The sequence below is a fragment of the Anabaena sp. 4-3 genome (genome assembly GCF_001597745.1).
Taxonomy (GTDB): domain Bacteria; phylum Cyanobacteriota; class Cyanobacteriia; order Cyanobacteriales; family Nostocaceae; genus Trichormus.
Genome location: NZ_LUHJ01000068.1, coordinates 124,899 through 131,423, shown reverse-complemented (window position 1 = coordinate 131,423; position 6,525 = coordinate 124,899). Strand labels below are relative to the sequence as shown.

General features: G+C 43.2%; 5 protein-coding genes and 1 tRNA gene. 2 read left to right on the top strand and 4 right to left on the bottom strand.

Annotation, left to right across the window (positions count from 1 at the left end; all coding sequences use genetic code 11):
* Nucleotide 1 precedes the first annotated feature (1 nt).
* Nucleotides 2–68 (top strand) — tRNA-Ala (locus A3775_RS19640).
* 125 nt (nt 69–193) lie between these two features.
* Here the strand turns inward: A3775_RS19640 and A3775_RS19635 are convergent.
* Nucleotides 194–835 carry a DUF938 domain-containing protein gene (locus A3775_RS19635; protein WP_066378561.1) on the bottom strand — a complete coding sequence of 214 codons (642 nt, stop codon included), beginning with the start codon at nt 833–835 and terminating at the stop codon, nt 194–196.
* A gap of 143 nt (nt 836–978) precedes the next feature.
* On the opposite strand from A3775_RS19635, the gene A3775_RS19630 reads away from it, so the two are divergent.
* Complete coding sequence (locus tag A3775_RS19630) at nt 979–2,388, top strand: 1-acyl-sn-glycerol-3-phosphate acyltransferase (RefSeq protein ID WP_082803801.1); 1,410 nt, start codon at nt 979–981, stop codon at nt 2,386–2,388.
* Between the two features lie 83 nt (nt 2,389–2,471).
* Here A3775_RS19630 and A3775_RS19625 read toward each other — a convergent pair whose 3' ends face one another.
* The 3 genes from A3775_RS19625 to A3775_RS19615 all read right to left on the bottom strand — a co-directional run bounded on the left by A3775_RS19625 (nt 2,472) and on the right by A3775_RS19615 (nt 6,433).
* Nucleotides 2,472–4,799 carry a xanthine dehydrogenase family protein molybdopterin-binding subunit gene (locus A3775_RS19625; RefSeq protein ID WP_066426386.1) on the bottom strand — a complete coding sequence of 776 codons (2,328 nt, stop codon included), beginning with the start codon at nt 4,797–4,799 and terminating at the stop codon, nt 2,472–2,474.
* 130 nt (nt 4,800–4,929) lie between these two features.
* Complete coding sequence (locus A3775_RS19620; protein ID WP_066378565.1) at nt 4,930–5,898, bottom strand: xanthine dehydrogenase family protein subunit M; 969 nt, start codon at nt 5,896–5,898, stop codon at nt 4,930–4,932.
* The gene (locus A3775_RS19615; RefSeq protein WP_156481684.1) at nt 5,885–6,433 is read right to left on the bottom strand and encodes a (2Fe-2S)-binding protein; all 549 of its coding nucleotides are present in this window, start codon (nt 6,431–6,433) and stop codon (nt 5,885–5,887) included. Before A3775_RS19615 ends, A3775_RS19620 begins: the two co-directional genes overlap by 14 nt.
* Between the last annotated feature and the right edge of the window lie 92 nt (nt 6,434–6,525).

Genomic DNA, 6,525 nt, shown 5'->3' with positions numbered 1-6,525 from the left:
TTTAGCTCAGTTGGTAGAGCGCCTGCTTTGCAAGCAGGATGTCAGCGGTTCGAGTCCGCTAACCTCCATTTTTGTGTAGTGTTAAAGAATCATTGTGAAGGCAGCAACGGAGCATCAGCGTCAGGTGGGCATTGCCAATAACGTAAAATAAGAATTTGAGCCAATAGCTAGCAATGCCCACCCTACAGAATTGTTATTTACCGGAATGCTGAAAGACTAGCGAAAGATTATTCGCGGGCATTTGGTAAGTTGCTTGTAAACTGAGATGGCATTGACTAGCTGCGGCGACAACATCCTCTAAATTACGGACACCCCATTCAGGATTTTGAGCGCGTAAAGATTCGTCAAAGGCTGCATTACTGGGGGCTGTATGTTCTCCACCTCGTTTATAGGGGCCATATAAATAGAGTATACCGCCTGGGGGTAAAATGCGACTTGCACCCGCCATCAGTCCTAAACAAGCTGACCAAGGGGAAATGTGAATCATGTTAATATTGACTATGGCGACAATGGGGGAATAATTCCCAGATTTATCTGTCTCTACAGGCCATATTGGTTGTGTAGCGTCAATTTCTAAGGGTGGATAGAGATTATTGCCGGGAGAGTGTTGTATCCATGCTGTGATACTAGCGCGTAATTCGGGATTAGGATCAGATGGTAGCCATTGACGTGGGGTAAGACGAGGGGCAAAAAATACGGCGTGTTCACCAGTACCGCTTGCCACTTCTAAGATAGTACCATTTTCGGGTAATACTTGTAATAGCACTTCTAAAATGGGTTCGCGGTTGCGTTGTGTTGCTGGGGCGTATTTTCTCGCGTCTTGTGGTGTGTTCATGCAGTTGTGTGGCGTATTTTGAGGATTGTTCTCATAATTAAACTAACAGTAGTCATTAGTTATTAGTCATTAGTCATTAGTCATTGGTTTTTCTGCCTCATCTGCCTCATCTCTTTCATCCCATCGATTTCTCGGAGAGTCCCTTGCCTAAATCAATCACATCTGTTCAACCACCACTGAAATTTATTCCGCACCGTTTTAACTCGCTTGTGGTGAAAATTGTTCACGCTGTGCTACCATTTATCTTAAGATTTCGGACTCGTCCGTGGCTACCTGCGGGAATTGTGCGGGTGGAAGCTGAAAATGCGGAAGTGTTGGCGGAATTATATCAACAATTCCAAGCTGGTAAAATTCGCTTGATGATGGCGTTTCGTCACCCAGAGGTTGAAGATTCTCTGTGTGCGCTGTATCTGCTGGCTTACATTGTACCACGGGTAGCGCGTCGGCAAGGTATCCAGTTACAATACCCTATTCATAGTCATTTTATGTTTGATAGAGGAATGACTATCTGGGCTGGGAAATGGTTGGGGTGGTTGTTTTCTCGGTTGGGTGGTGTACCTGTGCGTCGCGGGCGGCGATTAGATAAACAAGCGATTCAAACTGCACGGAATTTATTTGCAAATGGTCAATTACCTCTTGCAGTTGCCCCGGAAGGTGGTAATAATGGTTATAGTGGGCTTGTTAGTGACTTAGAACCGGGTGTAGCACAAATGGGGTTCTGGTGTGTAGAAGATTTACACAAAGCTAGCCGTCCTGAGACTGTGGTGATTGTGCCGATTTCAATCCAATATCATTATATTCAACCACCTTGGGCAAATCTGGATCGGTTGTTGAGTAAGTTAGAAGCTGATAGTGGTTTATCAGTTCAGTCTAGCAGTGATGGAACGCATCAACCAGAATTTTATTATCAACGTATTTGTCGGTTGGGTGAATATCTGATAACTGAGATGGAAGAATTTTATCGTCGCTTCTATCATCAAGATATCCCGCAAGCTGTTTCTGAAACCTCTGCTAATTCCAATGAGGTGTTAATTGCTAGGTTACATCGTTTGTTAGATACAGCTTTACAAGTTGCTGAACAATATTTCGGTGTGCAACCACAGGGTAGTTTTATCGACCGTTGTCGTCGTTTAGAAGAAGCTAGTTGGAATTATATTTATAGAGACGATTTGCCTGATGTTAATACTTTACCACCTTTCAAACGCGGTTTAGCTGACTGGGTAGCTCAAGAAGCAGATTTGCGAGTACAGCACATGAGGTTAGTTGAAAGTTTTGTGGCTGTCAATGCTAGTTATCTGCAATCACAGCCGACTGCTGATAGACTGGCGGAAACGGCTTTGCTGATGTTTGATATGTTGTCACGTATTCAATCTTCTACTTTACCAGGGCGATCGCGTTTAGGTTTACGTCGGGCAAAGTTGAAGGTGGGTGAACCTATTTGTGTGACTCAACGCTGGGAAGCTGTTCAGCATGACCGTCAAGCGGCTAAACGTGCTGTGAATGAGTTGACTAAGGATTTACAATTGGCTTTGGAGGAGTTAATTAAGGATTAAATCTGATAGTCTCTCAAACCTAACCCCCCAACCCCCCCTTCCCTACAAGGGAATGGGGGAATGTGTAGAGACGTTTCATAGTTTCATAAAAGTTTGTCTGGTGTGATGGGTAGGTGGCGGATACGTTTGCCTGTGGCGTGATATACTGCATTTGCGATCGCACCTGCTACGCCGACAATTGGTAATTCTCCTAAGCTTTTTGTTCCCAAGGTGTTGACGTGAGGATCATGTTCTGCGATGAATTCTACTTCTATGTTGGGAATGTCGGCATGAACGGGAATTAAATAGTCAGACAGGTTTGCATTAATTATTCTACCAGTGTGAGCATCTATTACTGTTTTCTCCATTAACGCCATGCCAATTCCCCAAGTAATTCCGCCTATTACTTGACTTTTGGCGGTTTTTATGTTGAGGATACGTCCCGCACTGTAAACGCCGACGCAACGTCTAACTTTAATTTCGCCTAACAATTCGTCAACTGCTACCTCGACAAATACCGCACCAAAGGAATGTTTAGCATATTGTTTGCTGTCTGGGTTGGGTGCGGTGGTTTCAGTGACTTCTAAACTTTCTAAGCCATGACGTTGTAAAATCTCGGTGTAGCTGTCGCGTTGTGATGGTTGGGATTTTGAAAATATCTGTCCTGACTCTACGCTGATATCTTCTAGTTTACAACCATAAAGCGGTGAGTTTGAGTCTGCTATTGCCATTTGAATTAATCTTTCTCTGGCAGCAGTCGCCGCTTGATGTACAGCCGGGGACACACTCGCTACTGTGATAGAGTTACCTGTAATGGGTGCTGTGGGTAAATTACTGTCACCTAGTCTAAAGTTAATTGGTTGCTTGGTTATGTCTTCACCTAACCCCCTAACCCCCTTGTCTACAAGAGAAGGGGGAATATGTAGAGACGTTGCATGCAACGTCTCTACATTTGTGGAAGAGGGGTTTTCCTCTGTTTGTGAATAGTAAGCTAAACCTAACGCTTCAGCTGCAACTTGAGTCATGACTGTATAAGTACCAGTACCGATGTCTTGCGTTCCAGTTTGTACGCTGACTTCCCCTGTGGCGAAAAGTTCGACTTTTACGGTTGCAGTCATGGAATTTGTGGGAAATGTTGCACTCGCCATTCCCCAACCTATGAGGAAGTTACCATCTCGCATGGTGCGGGGTGTCGGGTGGCGTTTTGACCAGCCGAAAATTTCTGCACCTTTTTGATAACATTGTTTTAGGGATTTACTTGACCAAGGTAAGCCTGTATGGGGGTCAATATCTGCATGATTGCGTAATCTAATTTCTATCGGGTCAAGATTTAAGGCATAAGCTAGTTCATCTATTGCTGATTCTAAGGCAAACATCCCTGGTGCTTCTCCCGGCGCACGCATAAATGTAGGTGTACCTGCATTTATCCGCCCTAACCGATATTTTACTTCTAAGTTAGGACAAGCATACATCATGGTAGTTGCTGCACCTACGGGTTCGACAAACTCCTCAAACATGGAAGTTAAGGATGTGCCGATGTGTTTGATTAAGGTAAACTGTCCTTGTTTGGTTGCGCCTAGTGTCAGCTGTTGGTGAGTTTCGGATCTATAGCCACAGTTAGTATACATTTGCGATCGCGTTAGTACAACTTTCACCGGACGCTGCACTTGACGGGAGGCGATCGCCGCTAATATAGTATGAGAACGTAGCAAGGCTTTACAACCAAACCCGCCACCTAAGTATTTTGAGATAACGCGGATATTTTCTGGTGGTAGGTTCAGCACCTTTGCCAAACTTTTTTGTGTGCCGGAAATACCTTGCGTCGTTTCATATACGGTTAAATTATCTCCTTCCCAAAAGGCGATGGTGGCAGATGTTTCTAAGGGGTTATGATGTTCTGTTGGTGTGGTGTACACCTGTTCAATTAAGATATCTGCCTGTGCTTTGCCGGCTGCAATGTCGCCTCTGGTAATTCTACCGGGCATGATGCCGAAAAAGATAGATTCTGGCTCAAATACTTCTGGTAGTGCTTGCGCTATTGTGACTGTCGGCGTTGCTGCTTCGTAGGTGATGTTTACTAGGGTGGCAGCATATTCAGCTTGTTCTAAGGTTTCGGCGACGATAATAGCCAAGGGTTGCCCATCGTAATGAATGATATCATGTTTTTCTGGTTGTTGATCTGGTTGCTGGGAAAAAAAGGGGATTTTGATTAAGTCGGGGGTTTGCTCATAGGTGATGATATCGACTACTCCAGGGGCAGCTAGGGCTGGGGTGGTGTCTATGGTGGTTACTTGACCTTTGGCGATCGCGCTTCTCAATATTGCTCCATAGGTGAGGTTTTCTCTGGGTATATCGGCTGTGTATTCGGCTTTTCCTGTGACTTTTAGGTTGCCTTCTACTCGGTTTAGGGGTTTTCCTATGATTTTATTCATGTCTTTTTGTGGGGTGTTGGGGATTTATTTGGCTCACGCAGAGGCGCAGAGTCGCAGAGAGAAGAATTAGAGAAATTTAAACTTTTCTTCTCTGTTTCTCTGCTTCTGGAGGGTGATAATATAATACTTGTTATTCGCTGAGGGCGCGGAGTATGGCGCGTTTTAGTAGTTCTATTTTGAATTGATTATGTTGTTGGGGTTTGGCTTGTTTTATTGCTAGTTCTGTTGCAAAGTTTAAGGTGTTTTGGTTGAGGGGTTTATTTTGGAGAAATTCTTCTAGTTCCCACGCCCGCCAGGGTTTTGTTGCTACTCCGCCAAAGGCTATTTTTGCTGTTATAATTGTTCGGTTTTCTATCTCTAAGGCTAGGGCTACAGATACTAAGGCAAATTCATAGGCGGCTCTATCTCTGACTTTTAAATAGTTGGAGTTTCTACTACAATTATTGTTAGGAATTTCTACAGCTACAATTAATTCTCCCGGTTTTAATAGGGTTTCTTTGTGTGGGGTGTCTCCCGGTAAGAGATAAAATTCATGAATGGAAATTTGGCGTTCTTTTTCTAGTCCTTGAATACAAATAATTGCGTCTAATGCTGTTAAGGCTACTGCTAAGTCTGAAGGATGAACAGCTATACAATGTTCGCTTGTTCCCAAAATGGCGTGCATTCGATTATAGCCGTTTATTGCTGCACAGCCTTCTCCTGGTGTGCGTTTATTACAGGGAAAAGCTGCATTACGAAAATACGGACACCTGACTTTTTGTAGTAAGTTACCTCCTACAGTCGCCATGTTTCTCAGTTGGGGTGATGCGCTTTGATTAATTGCTTGGCTGATGACTGGGTAGTGTTTTTGAATATCAGGATGTAATGCTACTTCTGTGAGTCTGCACAATGCACCTATTCTAACTCCGGTGGCGGAAGTTTCAATTTTATTTAAGGGTAAGCTGTTAATATCAATTAATGTTTCGGCTGTCTGAATTCTATCTTTCATTAAGCCTAATAAATCTGTTCCTCCGGCTATAAATGCGGCTGTTTTATCTTCGGTTAAGGTGATGATTGCCTGTTCTTTAGTTTTAACTTTAGCATAACTAAATGGTCGCATCTTCTATTCCTTTGACTACTTCTTTAATTGCTGCTACAATATTTGGATACGCTCCACATCGGCAAAGATTACCACTCATTTTTTCGCGAATTTCTGCCTCTGATTGCGGTATTTGTTCGGCTAACATTCCTACGGCTGAAATTATTTGCCCGGATGTACAATAACCACATTGAAAGGCATCATGGTTAATAAATGCTGTTTGCATGGGGTGGAGTTCGTCATCTTTGGCTAATCCCTCGATGGTGGTAATTTCACTGTCAATGTGCATGATTGCCAAAGTCATACAAGCGTTAATTCTCCGACCATTTACTAATATAGTGCAAGCTCCACACTCGCCGCGATCGCACGCTTTTTTAGTCCCCATCAAACCTAACTTTTCCCGCAGCGCATCTAGCAAAGTTACGCGAGGTTCTACTTTCAAGGTGTAGGAGGTATCATTAATTAGCAATGATATCTCTACCTCCTCTGGACTGAAGATTTTTAATTGTTCCTCGCCCAATTTATTACTTATGATAGATGATTTTTCTTTATTCATAATTTATTGTATGTCTATCCAATTATCTTCATTATCTCTCTTTTGGAACTGAATTTTTCTGGCATTTTTAAATAACTTTTAAAATATAGTAT